General features: G+C 70.0%; 14 protein-coding genes and 1 tRNA gene. 10 read left to right on the top strand and 5 right to left on the bottom strand.

Going from position 1 to position 14622, the window contains the following annotated elements; genetic code table 11:
* Positions 1-22 precede the first annotated feature (22 nt).
* Both tsaE and HEP73_RS09120 read right to left on the bottom strand, forming a co-directional pair.
* Positions 23-502 carry a tRNA (adenosine(37)-N6)-threonylcarbamoyltransferase complex ATPase subunit type 1 TsaE gene (tsaE, locus tag HEP73_RS09125; protein ID WP_185822938.1) on the bottom strand — a complete coding sequence of 160 codons (480 nt, stop codon included), beginning with the start codon at positions 500-502 and terminating at the stop codon, positions 23-25.
* Positions 499-1983, bottom strand: coding sequence for an NAD(P)H-hydrate dehydratase (locus HEP73_RS09120; protein ID WP_185822937.1), 1485 nt, complete (start codon positions 1981-1983; stop codon positions 499-501). The genes tsaE and HEP73_RS09120 overlap by 4 nt, the downstream gene beginning before the upstream one ends.
* A 23-nt stretch (positions 1984-2006) precedes the next feature.
* On the opposite strand from HEP73_RS09120, the gene queG reads away from it, so the two are divergent.
* From queG to HEP73_RS09105, 3 genes are read left to right on the top strand one after another with little or no spacing between them, the layout of a single operon-like run.
* A complete protein-coding gene (gene queG / locus HEP73_RS09115; RefSeq protein ID WP_185822936.1) occupies positions 2007-3134 on the top strand; it encodes a tRNA epoxyqueuosine(34) reductase QueG in 1128 nt (375 codons plus the stop codon).
* A 28-nt stretch (positions 3135-3162) separates the two neighbouring features.
* A complete protein-coding gene (xseA, locus tag HEP73_RS09110; RefSeq protein ID WP_185822935.1) occupies positions 3163-4494 on the top strand; it encodes an exodeoxyribonuclease VII large subunit in 1332 nt (443 codons plus the stop codon).
* A gap of 44 nt (positions 4495-4538) precedes the next feature.
* On the top strand, positions 4539-4934 hold the full coding sequence (locus HEP73_RS09105; RefSeq protein ID WP_185822934.1) for a hypothetical protein: 396 nt from the start codon (positions 4539-4541) through the stop codon (positions 4932-4934).
* Between the two features lie 39 nt (positions 4935-4973).
* Here the strand turns inward: HEP73_RS09105 and HEP73_RS09100 are convergent, their stop codons facing one another.
* The 3 genes from HEP73_RS09100 to HEP73_RS09090 form a co-directional block, all read right to left on the bottom strand.
* The gene (locus HEP73_RS09100) at positions 4974-5516 is read right to left on the bottom strand and encodes a lipocalin family protein (RefSeq protein ID WP_185822933.1); all 543 of its coding nucleotides are present in this window, start codon (positions 5514-5516) and stop codon (positions 4974-4976) included.
* 320 nt (positions 5517-5836) lie between these two features.
* Positions 5837-6118 carry a hypothetical protein gene (locus HEP73_RS09095; protein WP_255423727.1) on the bottom strand — a complete coding sequence of 94 codons (282 nt, stop codon included), beginning with the start codon at positions 6116-6118 and terminating at the stop codon, positions 5837-5839.
* Positions 6119-6445: 327 nt separating this feature from the next.
* Positions 6446-6521 (bottom strand) — tRNA-Phe (locus HEP73_RS09090).
* A 710-nt stretch (positions 6522-7231) separates the two neighbouring features.
* Here HEP73_RS09090 and HEP73_RS09085 point away from each other — a divergent pair.
* From HEP73_RS09085 to HEP73_RS09055, 7 genes are all read left to right on the top strand, one after another.
* The gene (locus HEP73_RS09085) at positions 7232-7708 is read left to right on the top strand and encodes an LEA/WHy family protein (protein WP_185816079.1); all 477 of its coding nucleotides are present in this window, start codon (positions 7232-7234) and stop codon (positions 7706-7708) included.
* A 281-nt stretch (positions 7709-7989) separates the two neighbouring features.
* Positions 7990-8487, top strand: a complete 498-nt coding sequence (locus HEP73_RS09080) for a MarR family winged helix-turn-helix transcriptional regulator (protein WP_185822932.1) — start codon at positions 7990-7992, stop codon at positions 8485-8487.
* Positions 8484-10661, top strand: coding sequence for an FUSC family protein (locus HEP73_RS09075; protein WP_185822931.1), 2178 nt, complete (start codon positions 8484-8486; stop codon positions 10659-10661). The genes HEP73_RS09080 and HEP73_RS09075 overlap by 4 nt, the downstream gene beginning before the upstream one ends.
* Positions 10645-10851: a DUF1656 domain-containing protein gene (locus HEP73_RS09070; protein ID WP_179565340.1), complete on the top strand. Its 207-nt coding sequence runs from the start codon at positions 10645-10647 to the stop codon at positions 10849-10851. Before HEP73_RS09075 ends, HEP73_RS09070 begins: the two co-directional genes overlap by 17 nt.
* An 8-nt stretch (positions 10852-10859) precedes the next feature.
* The gene (locus tag HEP73_RS09065; protein ID WP_185822930.1) at positions 10860-11858 is read left to right on the top strand and encodes an efflux RND transporter periplasmic adaptor subunit; all 999 of its coding nucleotides are present in this window, start codon (positions 10860-10862) and stop codon (positions 11856-11858) included.
* 203 nt (positions 11859-12061) lie between these two features.
* Complete coding sequence (locus tag HEP73_RS09060) at positions 12062-13846, top strand: acyl-CoA dehydrogenase C-terminal domain-containing protein (RefSeq protein ID WP_185822929.1); 1785 nt, start codon at positions 12062-12064, stop codon at positions 13844-13846.
* Between the two features lie 102 nt (positions 13847-13948).
* A complete protein-coding gene (locus HEP73_RS09055) occupies positions 13949-14614 on the top strand; it encodes an HNH endonuclease (RefSeq protein WP_185822928.1) in 666 nt (221 codons plus the stop codon).
* The last annotated feature ends 8 nt before the right edge of the window (positions 14615-14622 follow it).

The following is a 14622-nucleotide window of genomic DNA, read 5'->3' as shown; positions in this document are numbered from 1 at the left end:
AACCTGCCCGCACTTCCTAGTGTCAGCCGGCAGAAAAACCCTGCAAGTCGTCCCGTTCCGCCATCCGCGACAACCAGGCCGCGCCGACCGCGGTGCCGGCCTGCAGTTGCACGGCGCGTCCGTCGTCGTGCAGTGCCAGGGCCACGATCAGGTCGGCAGGCGGCAGCACATCGCCGCCGCGTTCCGGCCATTCCACCAGCCACAGGGTCGCCGATGCCTCGTCCAGCCCGAGGAAATCCAGTTCGCCGGCGGCACCGATCCGATACAGGTCCAGGTGCCAGGCCTCGCCATCGGCCAGCGGATAGCGCTCGACCAAGGTGTAGGTCGGACTGCGAATCGCGCCCTGCACGCCCAGCGCGCGCAGCAAGGCCCGCGCCAGGGTCGACTTGCCGGCGCCGAGATCGCCGCGCAGATGCACCATCGCCTGCGCCGGGCGCGTGGCGGCCAGAACCTGGCCGAGGCGCTCGGTGGCGTCGCTGTCTTGCAGTTGCAGCCGCATCATCGGTTCGCGTCCGGATTGGCCAGGTGGCGCAGCGCCGGCAGCAGGTCGGACGGCAGCAGGCCGCGCTGGCCGGCGGCGGCGGCGCGATCGCCTGCAGCCGCATGCAGCAACGCGCCGACGCTGGCCGCTTCGAAGGCGGCCAGGCCTTGCGCGCGCAGCGCCGCGATCACCCCGGTCAGCAGATCGCCCATGCCGCCGACCGCCATGCCCGGATTGCCGGCGGCGATGACGCGCGGGACCCGCCCCGGCGCGGCGACGATGCTGCCGGCGCCTTTCAACACCACCACCGCCTGGTAGCGCTCGGCCAGCGCCGCGGCGGCGGCGAAGCGGTCGCGCTGCACTTCGGCGGTGGCGATGCCGAGCAGGCGCCCGGCCTCGCCCGGGTGCGGGGTCAGCACTGCATCCGGCAACGCCCGCGGCGCCTGCGCCAACAGGTTCAGCGCATCGGCGTCGATCACCAACGGCAGCTCGGCAGCCAGTGCCAGCCGCCACAGGCCTTGCGCCCATTCGTCCTGGCCCAGCCCGGGGCCCAGCGCGACCACGCTCGCCCTGCGCAACAGCGGTGCCAGCGCCGCGCCGTCCTCGACCGCGTGCGTCATCGCCTCCGGACAACGCGCCAGCAGCGGCGCGACATGCGCGGCGCGGGTCGCCACGCTGACCAGGCCGGCGCCGCTGCGCAACGCCGATTCGGCAGCGAGCATGACCGCACCGCCGCTGCCGAGATTGCCGCCGATGCACAGGACATGCCCGGAATCACCCTTGTGGCTGTCGCGCCGACGCGGTGCCAGGCGCGCGGCCAGCGCCGCGCCGGTCCAGGCCTGCGCCTGCGCCGCGCAGCCGTCGAACGCGGCGGCCGGCACCTCCAGCGGCGCCAGCGCGGTAGCGCCGACATGGTTCAGCGCCGCCCCGGTATGCAAGCCGGCATGGGCGACAATGAATTGCACGGTCAGCGTTGCCGGCAACGCCGCACCCTGCACGGTGCCGTGTTCGGCATCCACGCCGCTGGGCACATCCAGCGCCAATACCGGCGCACCGAGCCCGGCGAGCGCGCCGAGCAGCGCGGCCAGTTCAGCGTCGGGCGCGCGATTGAGGCCGATGCCAAGCAGCGCATCGACGACCACGTCGGCCGGGTCCAATGCCGCATCGAACACCTCGATCCGGCCGCCGACGCCGATGTAATCGGTGCAGGCGCGTTGCGCCAACGCCGATTGCGGCCCGCGCCCAGGCAGATGCAGCACCCGCACGCGGCGTCCGGCGCAATGCGCGAGCCGCGCCAGCACGTACCCATCGCCGCCGTTGTTGCCGGTGCCGCAGGCCACCAGGACGCGCTGCGCCTGCGGCCAATGCTGCAGCAGCGCCTGCCAGGCGGCCTGGCCTGCACGCTGCATCAGCGTGTAGCCGTCGCCGCCGAGCAAGGCCGTGGCCTGCGCATCGATGCGCCGCGCTGCGGCGGTGTCGTAGAGATCGAACGAGTCGGACATGCGCGAGATTCTATACTTGCGTCATGTCCAGCAGCATTGCCCCCGCCGATCCCCACACCGTTGCCGCGCGCATCCGCGCGTTGTCGCGCGAGTTCGGCTTCCAGCGCTGCGGCATCGCCGGGATCGAGCTGCAACAGGACGAAGCGCATCTGCGCGACTGGCTGGCGCAAGGCCTGTACGGCACGATGCAGTGGATGGCGCAGCATGGCGACAAGCGCGCGCGTCCGGCCGAATTGATTCCAGGCACGCTGCGGGTGATCTCGGTCGGCCTGGACTACGGACGCAACGACGACGATTCGGCCTGGGACACGCTGCACGATGGCGAGCGCGCCTACGTCGCCCGCTACGCACTGGGTCGCGACTACCACAAGCTGATGCGCAACCGCCTGCAGAAACTGGCCGAGCGCATCCAGGCCGAGATCGGCCCATTCGGCCATCGCGTCTTCGTCGATTCGGCGCCGGTGCTGGAGCGCGCCCTGGCGCGCGACGCCGGACTGGGCTGGATCGGCAAGCACACCTGCCTGATCGACCGCAACGGCGGCTCCTGGTTCTTCCTCGGCGAAATCTACGTCGACCTGCCGCTGCCGATCGATCCGCCGGCCAGCGCACACTGCGGCACCTGCACGCGCTGCATCGACGTGTGCCCGACCCAGGCGATCGTCGCCCCGTACCGGCTGGACGCGCGCCGCTGCATCGCCTACCTGACCATCGAGCACGACGGCGCGATCCCCGAAGAGCTGCGCCCGGCGATCGGCAACCGCATCTTCGGCTGCGACGACTGTCAGCTGGTGTGCCCCTGGAACAAGTTCGCCAAGCGCAGCGACGAACCCGATTTCCGCGCGCGCAACGATCTCGACCGGGCCACGCTGGCGCAGCTGTTCGCCTGGGACGAAGACGAGTTCCTGCGCCGCACCGAAGGCAGCGCGATCCGCCGCAGCGGCCACGAGCGCTGGCTGCGCAACCTGGCGGTGGCGCTGGGCAACGCACCGACCACGCCACAGGTGCTGGCCGCGCTCGGCGCGCGCGCGCAGCATGCCTCGCCGCTGGTGCGCGACCACGTGCAGTGGGCGCTGGCGCAGCATGCGGACCGAGCGTCCACGGGCGAGGCCGCAGTGCCGCGACCGGCCGCTCACGGCGACGTGCGAGGATAGGCGCCCCGCACGCCCACGCAGCGCCCGCATGCCCGATCGCGACGACCAGATCCTCAGCCCGAGCCAGCTCAACACGCTGGCGCGCGACCTGCTGGAAAGCGCGTTCCCGCTGGCCTGGGTGGAAGGCGAGCTGGGCAACGTCACCCGGCCTTCGTCCGGCCATCTGTACTTCACCTTGAAGGACGCGCGCGCGCAGGTGCGCTGCGCGATGTTCAAGCCGAAGAGCCAATGGCTGAAGTTCGTTCCGCGCGAAGGCCTGCGCGTGCTCGCGCGCGGCCGGCTGACCCTGTACGAGGCGCGCGGCGACTACCAACTGGTACTCGATCACCTGGAGGAAGCCGGCGAAGGCGCGCTGCGCCGCGCGTTCGAGGAACTCAAGGCCAGGCTCGCCGCCGAGGGCCTGTTCGCCAGCGAGCGCAAACGTGCCCTGCCCGCCTTCGTGCGCCGCCTGGCGGTGATCACCTCGCCCAGCGGCGCGGCGGTGCGTGACGTGCTGAGCGTGCTCGGCCGGCGCCTGCCGTTGTTGCAGGTGGACATCCTGCCGAGCCTGGTGCAGGGCGACAGCGCCGCCGCGCAATTGACCTCGCTGCTGCAGCGCGCCGATGCCAGTGGCCGCTACGACGCGATCCTGCTGACCCGCGGCGGCGGCTCGCTGGAAGACCTGTGGGCGTTCAACGACGAACGCCTGGCGCGGGCAATCGCCGCCGCGGCCACGCCGGTGGTGTCGGCGGTCGGCCACGAAACCGACGTGACCCTGGCCGACTTCGCCGCCGATCTGCGCGCGCCGACGCCGTCGGTGGCCGCGGAGCTGCTCGCCCCCGACCAGCGCGACCTCGCCGCACGCCTGCGCGGCCAGCACGCACGGCTGCTGCAGTGGCAGCAGCACCGCCGGCGCCAGGCGATGCAGCGCGCCGATCGCGCCTTGCTGCGGCTGCAGGCGCAGAGCCCGCAGGCGCAACTGCACATGCTGAAGCGGCGCCAGCAGGATGCCGCGCGCCGCTTGCTGGCGTTGTGGCGGCAACAGCACGAACGCCGCGGCGCGCGCCTGCGCCACGCCGCCGCGGTATTGCGCGCAGCCCAGCCGCAACGGCGACTGGCCGCACTGCACGAGCGCCTGCTCGCGCTCGGCCGGCGCCCGCAGGCGGCGATGGCGCGGCAGCTGCAGGCCGATGCGCAACGCCTGCGCGCGCTGGCCCGCGCGCTGGAGACGGTCAGCCCGTTGGCCACGGTGACGCGCGGCTACGCGATCCTGACCCGGGTCGACGACGGCACCCTGGTGCGCTCGACCGCGCAGGTCGCGCCGGGCGACCGCCTGCGCGCGAGGCTTGCCGACGGCGAAGTGACGCTGCGTACAGAATGACTGCTGTACACCTGTCGGCCGCTACTCACCGCCAGTGCATTGCCATGTCGCAGCCAGCCTCAAACGAACAACGCGTCAAGGCGGTGCTGCAAGGCATGCGTCGCGCCGAGCGCGACAAGGCCGGCCGGCTGTCGCGCTCGATCGACACGCTGTCCCTGATCGACGGCGCCAGCTACGGCTCCACCGAGGACGCGCAACGCGTGCTCGACTGGCTGGCGCGCGATGCGGACACGTTGGCAACGTTGCGCAACGAGCATCTGCTCGATATCGGCGAGACGATCTGCATCGTCTGCAACGGTTGCGGCGGCGACCGCGCCGCGCTGTCGCAGTGGCTCAGCGGCAGCCACGCGCAGCTCGGCGGGCATACGCCGCGGCAGCTGCTGCGGGACGGCGCCAGCGCGCGGCTGCTGGATGCGGCCCGCGCCTGCTTCGCCGGCTAGCGGCGCCGTGCGGCTCTTGCGCCCAGACCGACAGGCCGCTCAATCCAGCGGCGCGACGACCAACAACGGATCCAGATCGTAGCCCATCGCCACTGCCCTGGCCTTGACCTGCTCGAACAGCGCGCGCGGCATCCGCGGCGAACGCGACAGCACCCACAGATACTTGCGATCCGGCTCGCCGATCAGCACCCACTGGTAATCCGGATCCAGCGCGATCACCCAGTAGTCGGCCCAGACCAGCGGCACCCAGGCCAGCCAATCCGGCGCGAACCGCACCTGCAGCCGGCCGGGATGACCGGCCACCCGCCGCGCCACGCCTTCGGCGGCAAGCAGGTCGCCCTTGCCGGTGCGGCAGGCGTTGCGCACGCCGATCAGCCCGTCGTCGCGCAGCACGTAGGCGGCGGTGATGTCCGCGACGCATTTCTTCTGGAACGACACCGGCAGGTGCGCAATTTCGTGCCACTGCCCGGCATAGCGACCGAGATCGAACTCGGCGACCGACGTCACCGGTCGCGCGGCCCGTGCCGGCAGCGCCAGGCACAGCAGGCATGCCAGTAGCATCGCGATCGATGGAAGACGCATGCGAGCGATCCAGCAAAAAGGAGAAGACCAGCCTTATGCAGGAGCGACGCTGCGATGTAAAGCGCAGCCTTCGCGCAGGCCTGCGACGAACCGCCATTGCGGCGGCATGCCATGACGACACCACACGCGATGGTCCGCGCCGCGGCGGCAGGACAGCGTCACGCAAGCAAGAAATGGACGAATCACGTAGTCTGCGCGAAGCGCGGCGGCAGCGCATGCAACACGGCGCACCCGACTACGCTACGCCTGGCGAAACAGGTGCCACCCGCTGCGACGGCAACGCTTGGAGACGCAAGCCTCCCGCGTGCCAAGCCGACGCGCTAAGGCGAAAGGTCGGCCACGGCAAGGTCCTGGCCTTGGCTGCCGCTGCTGCATTCCACCGGCTCGCGCAGAACGACTTGCTGGGCGACACCGTCGCGCTGCTCCAGGTACACGTTGACCATCACGCACTCGGAGCCGACCTGTTCGATATACGGCGCGCCTGGATCGTGGCCGCGCTGGTAGGAGGCATCCAGCTTGTCAGGCGTCGGCGCGGCGCTGGCGCCACCAGCCACCGCCAACGCAAGGGCCAGTACACATAGCCATGTCAATTCCTTGTGCATTGGCCCACTCCCAGATTAACCATGTACCCATGATTACGACATCGGCTCTACATAGTTGAGCGCTACATCACGGGAAACCTGAGAATTTGCGCACTTGTCTACGAGCGTAAACGCGACCACTGCCGCACGGTCTAGCATGAATAGGCCAGCTCCAATGCGGAAGTCGGCACACAATGCCGCGCTCGTCTGGCCCGTCGCAGGCGTTCGGCATCGCGGACCCGCGTGCTACCCGGGCGCGACCTCCCCGGCGATACGCCCGTCATCGCGCCGCGCGGGACATGGCAGCGCAAAGAAAAAGGCCTGCATTTCTGCAAGCCTTTCATGGAATGGTGGCCGAGGACGGAATCGAACCGCCGACACGGGGATTTTCAATCCCCTGCTCTACCAACTGAGCTACTCGGCCACTGCGCAACGCGGCAGGACCGGTGCGGGGACGCGCATCATAGCGATGCGCTCGGGATTGGGCAAGTGCGGCATTTCGGAATTTTCCTACCGGACGACGCGGCCCACGCCGACTGCGCCGGATTCCGCCGTCGCGCATGCTGAGGGCGTCCTCGGCGCCTGGCCTATGCACGGGCACGGATGCCGCTGGTGATGGTCATAGGCCAGGCCGCCGAGGACACCGCGACGCGGTCCGGTCCGGGGTGTCCGCTGTTGGAGCGATGACACTGCCGTAGTGCGTCCGATCCGGGTGACCGGCCAGCCGGCCCTGCCGCGAGACTGGCCGCGAACGCCTTCGCCCGAAAGCCGCGAGCGCCGCCGACCTGCGGACCTGCAAGGCAGTAGTGCAGCGGATGACGGGCCGCGGTCGCATTGGAGCGGCGCCGCACCTAAGCGTGTCGAAGCACCTGAGCATATCGAAGCACCTGAGCATATCGAAGCACCTGAGCGTGTCGAAGCGCCGGGACAGCGGATGGCGAAGCACTTAAGCAACGAGCGCGCCTGCCGCAATGCCGGGCTGGAGACGGCGTGGCTTCCAGAGAAACCGCGCCACCAGGGTGTCGCGGCTGGCGGTTCGCTGCTGGCGGCGCGCGACGGCAGCCAGCGCTGGCCACGCTGGGTCCCTGGGCGCCGTAGTATTCTTCGTCGGTCTTCACGTCCTGGAATCCGGTCATGCGTCAGCGGCTTCGCTTCGGCTTGCTCGTGTTGTGCACTGCACTGCTGGCCGCCTGCGGCGATGGCATGGTGCGGCGCGTGTCCGACCCCGCGGCCAGCCTGCAGCAGCTCACCGTCAACATGGACGGCAGTTGGAAGGTGGAGTTGCGCCTGCAGAACTACAGCAGCATCCCGATGCGTTACGACCGCGTGCGCCTGGACCTGGGCGTGGGCGGCGAAGCCGCCGGGACCCTTCAGCTCGCGCCCGGAATCTCGATCGGACCGGAAACCGCGGACGTGGTCAGCGTCGCGCTGCGCCCGAGTTCGGCCGCACGCATCGCCGTCGCCGATGCCCTGGCCGGCCGCCGCAGCCTCGATTACACGCTCAAGGGCAGCATCGACGCCACCCCGGAAGAGAAGAAGCAGCGCACGTTCGAGATCGATACGCGCAACATGCTCACGCCCGCCCCTGGCCTGGACGGCGTCCTGCGCTAGCCGCATCCCACTGCGCCGACAAGGCGCGGTCCCGCCTTCACTTCGTACGCCCGCTATGACTTAGGGCAGCGATGCCGTGTCCGTCGATCGGCGCTTCGGCCAGGCCCCACAACCGCTGTGCTGGCAAGCCGACCGCATCTTAGGGTCGCTTCACGACCGCTGCCGTCGCCCCAAATCCCTGACTCAGAGCGCCGTGCCTCTCAGCACGCGTTCAGCCGCCATTACCGCGCATTTAATACATAAATGTAATATATACATATGTACGAAATGCCTAGCCAGTCATGAGCCGCTTCGCTGCCACCGAACAGCGCCTAGACGTCACCGGTCAAAAGCATCCGGGGTTTCCTCGTGACGCGGCCATGGTGGTGCGCCTGATAAAGCTATTGCACAAGCTGATCCTGGATCAGGGCAACGACATGCTGCGCGCCTACGGCCTGAACTACTCCGAATACAACGTGCTGATGATGATCGACGCCAGCCCGGACGGGACCTTGAACCCATCGCAGCTGAGCGACGCGGCCAGCGAGAAGTCGGCCAACATCACCCGCCTGACCAGCCACCTGGTCGACAAGGGCCTGATCCAGCGCACCCCCAGCGCCGAGGACCGGCGCATGTTGCTGCTGCGCCTGACCGCCGAGGGCGAACGCCTGATCGCCGCGTTCATGCCCGACGTATTCGCCCAGCTGCGCGGTTACACGCAGCATCTGCAAAGCGCCGAACTGGCGCAGTTGGAAATCTTGCTGAAGCAACTGCTGCGCAGCGTGGAAGGCGACGCATGAGCGCGCGCGGCGCCGATGTCGCAGCCAACGCAACCGCGGTAGCCCAGCCGCGGTTGCGCACCGTGCTGGCCGACGCCCTGCGCGGCGAAGGCGAGGCCTGGCTGTTCGTGCTGCGCACGCTGCTGTCGATCTACCTGGCCGGCTGGATTGCGCTGCGCCTGGACCTGTCCTCGCCGATGACCGCGATGATCACGGTGGTGGTGGTGATGCACCGGCAGACCGGCATGGTGTTCGCGAAGGGCTTCTATCGCGTGCTGGGCACGCTGATCGGCAGCGTCGCCGCGCTGGCGATGGTGGCGCTGTTCCCGCAGGAACCAGTGTTGTTCGTGCTGGTGCTGGCGATCTGGATCGGCCTGTGCACCGGCGGCGCGCTGCTGTACCGCAACTTCAAGGCGTACGCGTTCGTGCTGTCCGGCTACACCGTGGCGCTGATCGCGCTGCCGGCGGTGAACCAGCCGCAGAACGTGTTCGCGCTGGTCACCGCGCGCGTCACCGAGGTGCTGCTCGGGCTGCTGGTGACCGGCGTGATCAGCGACGTGGTGTTCCCGAGCCGCCTGCGCCAGACCCTGCGCGACACCGTGCGCCGCGCCTACGACGGCTTCCTGGATTTCGTCCGCGACGCCACCGGCGGCCAGTTGTCGCGCGCATCGATGGAACAGGCGCACCTGCGCTTCGTCCGCGACGCGGTGGAGATCGAGGACCTGCGCAGTTCGGTGGTGTTCGAAGACCCGGAGGCGCGCGTGCGCAGCGGCCGCCTGCGCCTGCTCAACCAGCGCTTCATGGCGGTGTCCACCAGCTTCCAGTCGCTGCACCACTACATCAACCGCCTGCTGCGCCAGGCCGAAGGCGATGTCGCCGAGGCGCTGATCGGCCTGTACCGCCCACTGAAGGCGGCGCTGAGCGAACGCGGCGGCCGCGAGCGCACCGCCGAGACCGCGCGGCGGCTGGCCGAATGCCGCGACGCGCTGGCGCCGCGCGCCGCCGCAGTGCGCGACGCCCTGCCAAGCGCGCGCCATGAGGATTTCGATACCGGCGTGTCGCTGCTGCGGCGCTTCTTCGGCGAGCTGCACGACTACGTCGCCGCCGAGGCCGCGCTGGTCGCCCCGCAGCAGTGGCGCACGCCGCAGGCCGGCGGCGATACCGCGGTGTTCCTGCGCGGCAACGACTACGCGGCCGCAGCGCTGACCGCGCTGCGCAGCGCACTGCTGGTGGCGGCGATGTGCTGGCTGTGGATCCAGGCCGGCTGGATCAGCGGCGCCACCGCGGTTTTCCAGGCGGTGGCGTTGAGCGCGATCCTGTCGTCCAGCGCCAACGCGCCGGCGGCGGCGCGCTCGCTGTTCAAGGGCTTCGTGTTCGGCGCCGCGCTGGGCGCGGTCTGCCAGTTGCTGGTGCTGCCGCAGATGGATGGCTACGGCCTGTTCGTCGCCGGTACCGCGCCGTTCCTGCTGCTGACCCTGTACCTGGCCTCCAAGCCGGCGCTGTTCGGCTTCGCCACCGGCACCAATCTGGCCTTCGTCTCGATCCTGGCGGTGCAGCCGACGCCGAGCTTCAACGCCGTCGCCACCTTCAATAGCGTGGTGCCGCTGTTGCTGGGCACGCTGGCGGTGAGCGTGGCGTTCGTGTTCGTGCCGCCGGTGATCGGCACGCGCTGGCATCGCCAGCGCCTGCTGGAACAGCTGCGCCGGCAGACCACGCTGGCCGCACGCGCGCCGCTGCCCGGTCTGCATTTGCGCCTGGAAAGCGTCAACCGCGATCTGTTCCAGCAGATCGTCGCGCATACCCCGCCGGGCAGCGACGAGCTGCGCGACCTGTTGGGCTGGGCGCTGTCGGTGCACGAGACCGGGCGCACCCTGGTCGAATTGCGCCGCGACGCCGCCGAAGGCGAGTTGCCTGCCGCACTGTCCAACGAGGTGGACGCTGCGGTGCAGGCGCTGGCCGAGCTGTATCTGGCGCCTTCGCCCGAACGGCATCGGCTTGCGCTGCAGCGCATCGATACGGCGCTGGCGGCGAGCCGTCGCGACGACGCGGTGCCGCTGCGCTGGAAGCGCACCCGCGAGCACCTGCACCTGCTGCGCGGCGCGCTGCTCGATGCCGATTCGGTGCTCGCCGCCCTCGCCGCCGGGCATGCGCCCGCACCCACCTCGCCAGGAGCCGCCGATGGCGCTGCCCGCTGAAATCTCGATCGCCGGCGTGTACGTGCCCGGCCTGCTGGTGCTGGCGGTGGCGCTGCTGTTCGCCGCCTGGGCGGTGGATGCGCTCGCCGGCCGCGCCGGGCTGTATCGCTACGCCTGGCATCCACCGCTGTTCCGTCTGGCCCTGTACGTCGGCGTGTTCGCCGCGCTCGGCCTGCTCCTCTTGCCGTGAGTCCCGCCATGAAAACAACGCCCGCCCTGATCCGTTTCGCCCTGACCGCCGCGATCGTGCTGATCGCCGCCCTGCTCGCGCACGCGCTGTGGCGGCACTACATGCTGTCGCCGTGGACGCGCGACGGCCGCGTGCGTGCCGAGGTGGTGCGCATCGCCCCGGACGTGTCCGGCCTGGTCGATGCGGTCGCGGTGGCCGACAACCAGCACGTCAAGCGCGGCGAGGTGCTGTTCAGCGTCGATCGGCGGCGCTTCGAGCTGGCCCTGGCGCAGGCCCGCGCCGACCTGGCCGCGGCGCAGGCGCAGGCGCGCTCGGCCGGCGCCAGCATCTCCGCCGCGGCCGCCAGCCAGGCGGCCAGCGAGGCCGAATTCCAGATGCGCCGCGCGCAGGCCGAACGTCGTGCCCGCGCCGCGTCGGTGATCTCCGCCGAAGCCCGTTCCGATGCCGAGGCCACCGCGCGCTCGGCGCAGGCGGACGTGCACCGCACCGCCGCCGTGCGCGGCCAGGCCAGCGCCGCCCAGGCGCAGGCGCTGGCGGCAGTGGCGCAGGCGCAGGCCGCGGTCGATCTGGCCGAACTGGATCTGCAACGCACCCAGGTGCGCGCCACCGCCGACGGCTACATCACCAATCTGGACGTGCGCGTCGGCGACTACGCCCAGGCCGGCAGCGCGCGGCTGGCGCTGGTGCGCGACGACGCGATGTGGATCTACGGCTACTTCGAGGAAACCAAGCTGCCGCGGGTGCACGTCGGCGACCGCGCCGACATCCGCCTGATGAGCGGCGGGGTGATGCTGCACGGCAAGGTCGAAGGCATCGCCCGCGGCATCGCCGACAGCGACAACCCGACCAGCGCCTCGCTGCTCGCCGACGTCAGCCCCACCTTCAACTGGATCCGCCTGGCGCAGCGGGTGCCGGTGCGCGTGCGCATCGATCCGGCCAGCGTGCCGCCGAACACGGTCCTGGCCGCGGGCATGACCGCGACGGTCACGGTGCGTGGGGAGCCGTGATTTGGGATGACCGGCCTACGGCCGTTGTGAAGCGCTTCGGAGATTCGGGATTCGTAAAAGCTAACAGCGAGTCCCGATCCATCCGCACCACGCGACCGCCGTTACGAATCCCCAATCTCGAATCCCCAATCCCGGCTCCACATCCATACGCCGTAGTATCCTGCGCACCTCGGCCGCGCCGCGGCCTCTGTTCGAGCGACCGCATGAGCACCTACCAAGCCCCGCTGACCGACCTGCGCTTCGCGTTGCACGACGTGCTGCAGGTGGAGGCGCTGTTCGCCCGCCTCGGCTATGCCGAGGCCACCACCGACGTGGTCGACGCCGTGCTGGAGGAAGCTGCGCGCTTCACCGGCAGCGTGCTGGCGCCGCTGAACCGGGTCGGCGACGAGCACGGCTGCACGCTGGACGCGGCCACCGGCGCGGTCACCACCGCCCCCGGCTTCCGCGAGGCCTACCGGCAGTTCGCCGACAGCGGCTGGACCGGGCTGACAGCCGCGGTCGAATTCGGCGGCCAGGGCCTGCCGCATACGCTGGGCGTACCGCTGAACGAGATGGTCAACGCCGCCAACCTGGCCTGGGGCAACTTCCCGCTGCTGTCGCATGGCGCGGTCGAGGCGCTGAAGCAGCACGGCGAGGCCTGGCAGCAGGAGGTGTTCCTGAAGCCGCTGGTGGATGGCCGCTGGACCGGCACCATGTGCCTGACCGAGCCGCACTGCGGCACCGACCTGGGCCTGCTCAAGACCCGCGCCGAACCCAATGCCGACGGCAGCTGGTCGGTCAGCGGCACCAAGATCTTCATCACCGCCGGCGAGCACGACTTCACCGACAACATCGTGCACCTGGTACTGGCGCGGCTGCCGGATGCGCCGGCCGGGGCCAAGGGCATCTCGCTGCTGGTGGTGCCCAAGTTCAAGGTCGCCCGCGACGGCAGCGTCGGCGAACGTAACGCGGTGCGCTGCGGCTCGCTGGAGCACAAGATGGGCATCCACGGCTCGGCCACCTGCGTGATGAACTTCGACGGCGCGCAGGGCTATCTGGTCGGCCAGCCGCACAAGGGCCTGCAGGCCATGTTTACGATGATGAACACGGCGCGGCTGGGCGTCGGCCTGCAAGGCATCGGCCTGTCCGAGCGCGCTTATCAGAACGCGCTGCGCTATGCGCGCGAGCGCCTGCAGTCGCGTTCGCTGACCGGCGCCAAGCTGCCGGACAAGCCGGCCGACCCGATCCTGGTGCACCCGGACGTGCGCCGCATGCTGCTGACGGTGAAGGCGCTGACCGAAGGCAGCCGCCTGCTGGCGCTGCACGCCGCGACCCTGATCGACGTCGCCCACCATGCGCAGGACCCGGCCGAGCGCGAGCAGGCCGACGTACTGGTCAGCTTCCTGACCCCGATCTCCAAGGCCTGCCAGACCGAATGGGGCGTGGAGAACACCTATCACGCGCTGCAGTGCTTCGGCGGCCACGGCTATATCCACGAGCACGGCATGGAGCAGCTGGCGCGCGACGCACGCATCACTACGCTGTACGAAGGCACCACCGGCATCCAGGCGCTGGACCTGATCGGGCGCAAGACCGCGTCCAGCCAGGGCGCGGGGCTGAAGCTGTTCCTGGCGCAGATCGAGGCCTTCCTTGCCGAGCATGCCGACAACCCGAGCGTGGCCGAGTTCGCCGGCCCGCTGCGCGAGAAGGCCGGCGAATGGGCGGCGCTGACCAAGCGCATCCTGCAGCGCGCCGCCGGCAATGCCGACGAGCTGGGCGCGGCCAGCTACGACTACGTGTTCTATTCTGGCTACGTGGTGCTGGCCTACTGGTGGGCGCGCAGCGTCGCCGCCGCCGATGCCTCGGCGCAGAGCGAAGCGTTCAAGCAGTCCAAGCGCGAGACCGCGCGCTTCTACTACGCCAAGCTGCTGCCGCGCACGCTGACCCACGCCGCGGTGATCGAGGCCGGTGCCGAACCGCTGATGGCGATGGCCGACGCGCACTTCTGAGCAACGCGCACTGCGCGACCGGCGACGCACTGCGTCGGTCGCGCGGATCCGTCCCGCTTCGATACACAAATCGTCACCAATCGGGTATAAGCTGTTTTCCCGATGGAGACAGACACAACAACGCTTGGTCTGATCGATACCGGAGCCTTCGCCGCTTCGGCCGGCGACGCGTCGTTGCCGCCGCCCACCGTTCACGCCCACCTGCCTTCGGTGCGACTGCTGTCGCTGGACGCGCATGGCCGGGTGCTGGACTGGATCAACTGGCAATCGGCGGCCTGCCTGTATGCGCGCGGCGCGGTGGCCTGGACCCTGGGCGAGCCGTGCATGCACATCCATGGCGGCATGTCGCGCGCCAGCGGCGAGCGCAGCGTGCTGCACCTGCATCCGATCATCGCCGCGCGCGGCCATGCCCGCTCGCGCGCGCTGGATCCCACGCCCACCCTGACCAATACCGCGCTGTTCGCCCGCGACGCGCAGCTGTGCCTGTACTGCGGCCAGCAGTTCAGCCGCCCGCAACTGACCCGCGACCACGTGCTGCCGGTCTCCAAGGGCGGTCGCGACACCTGGGAAAACGTGGTCACCGCGTGTTTCCACTGCAACTCGCGCAAGGGCAACCGCACCCCGCAGCAGGCGTCGATGCCGCTGCTGGCGGTGCCGTACCGGCCGAGCTGGATCGAGCATCTGATCCTGTCCAACCGCAATATCCTCGCCGACCAGATGTCGTTCCTGAAGGCGCAACTGCCCAAGCGGTCCAAGCTTTCGGTCTGAGCTCCAGG

Origin of the sequence: Xanthomonas sp. GW, from assembly GCF_014236815.1 — a bacterium.
In the GTDB taxonomy this organism is placed as follows: Bacteria; Pseudomonadota; Gammaproteobacteria; order Xanthomonadales; family Xanthomonadaceae; genus Xanthomonas_A.
Note: the sequence above shows the minus strand (reverse complement) of the source record. Positions and strands in the feature narration are given on the sequence as shown.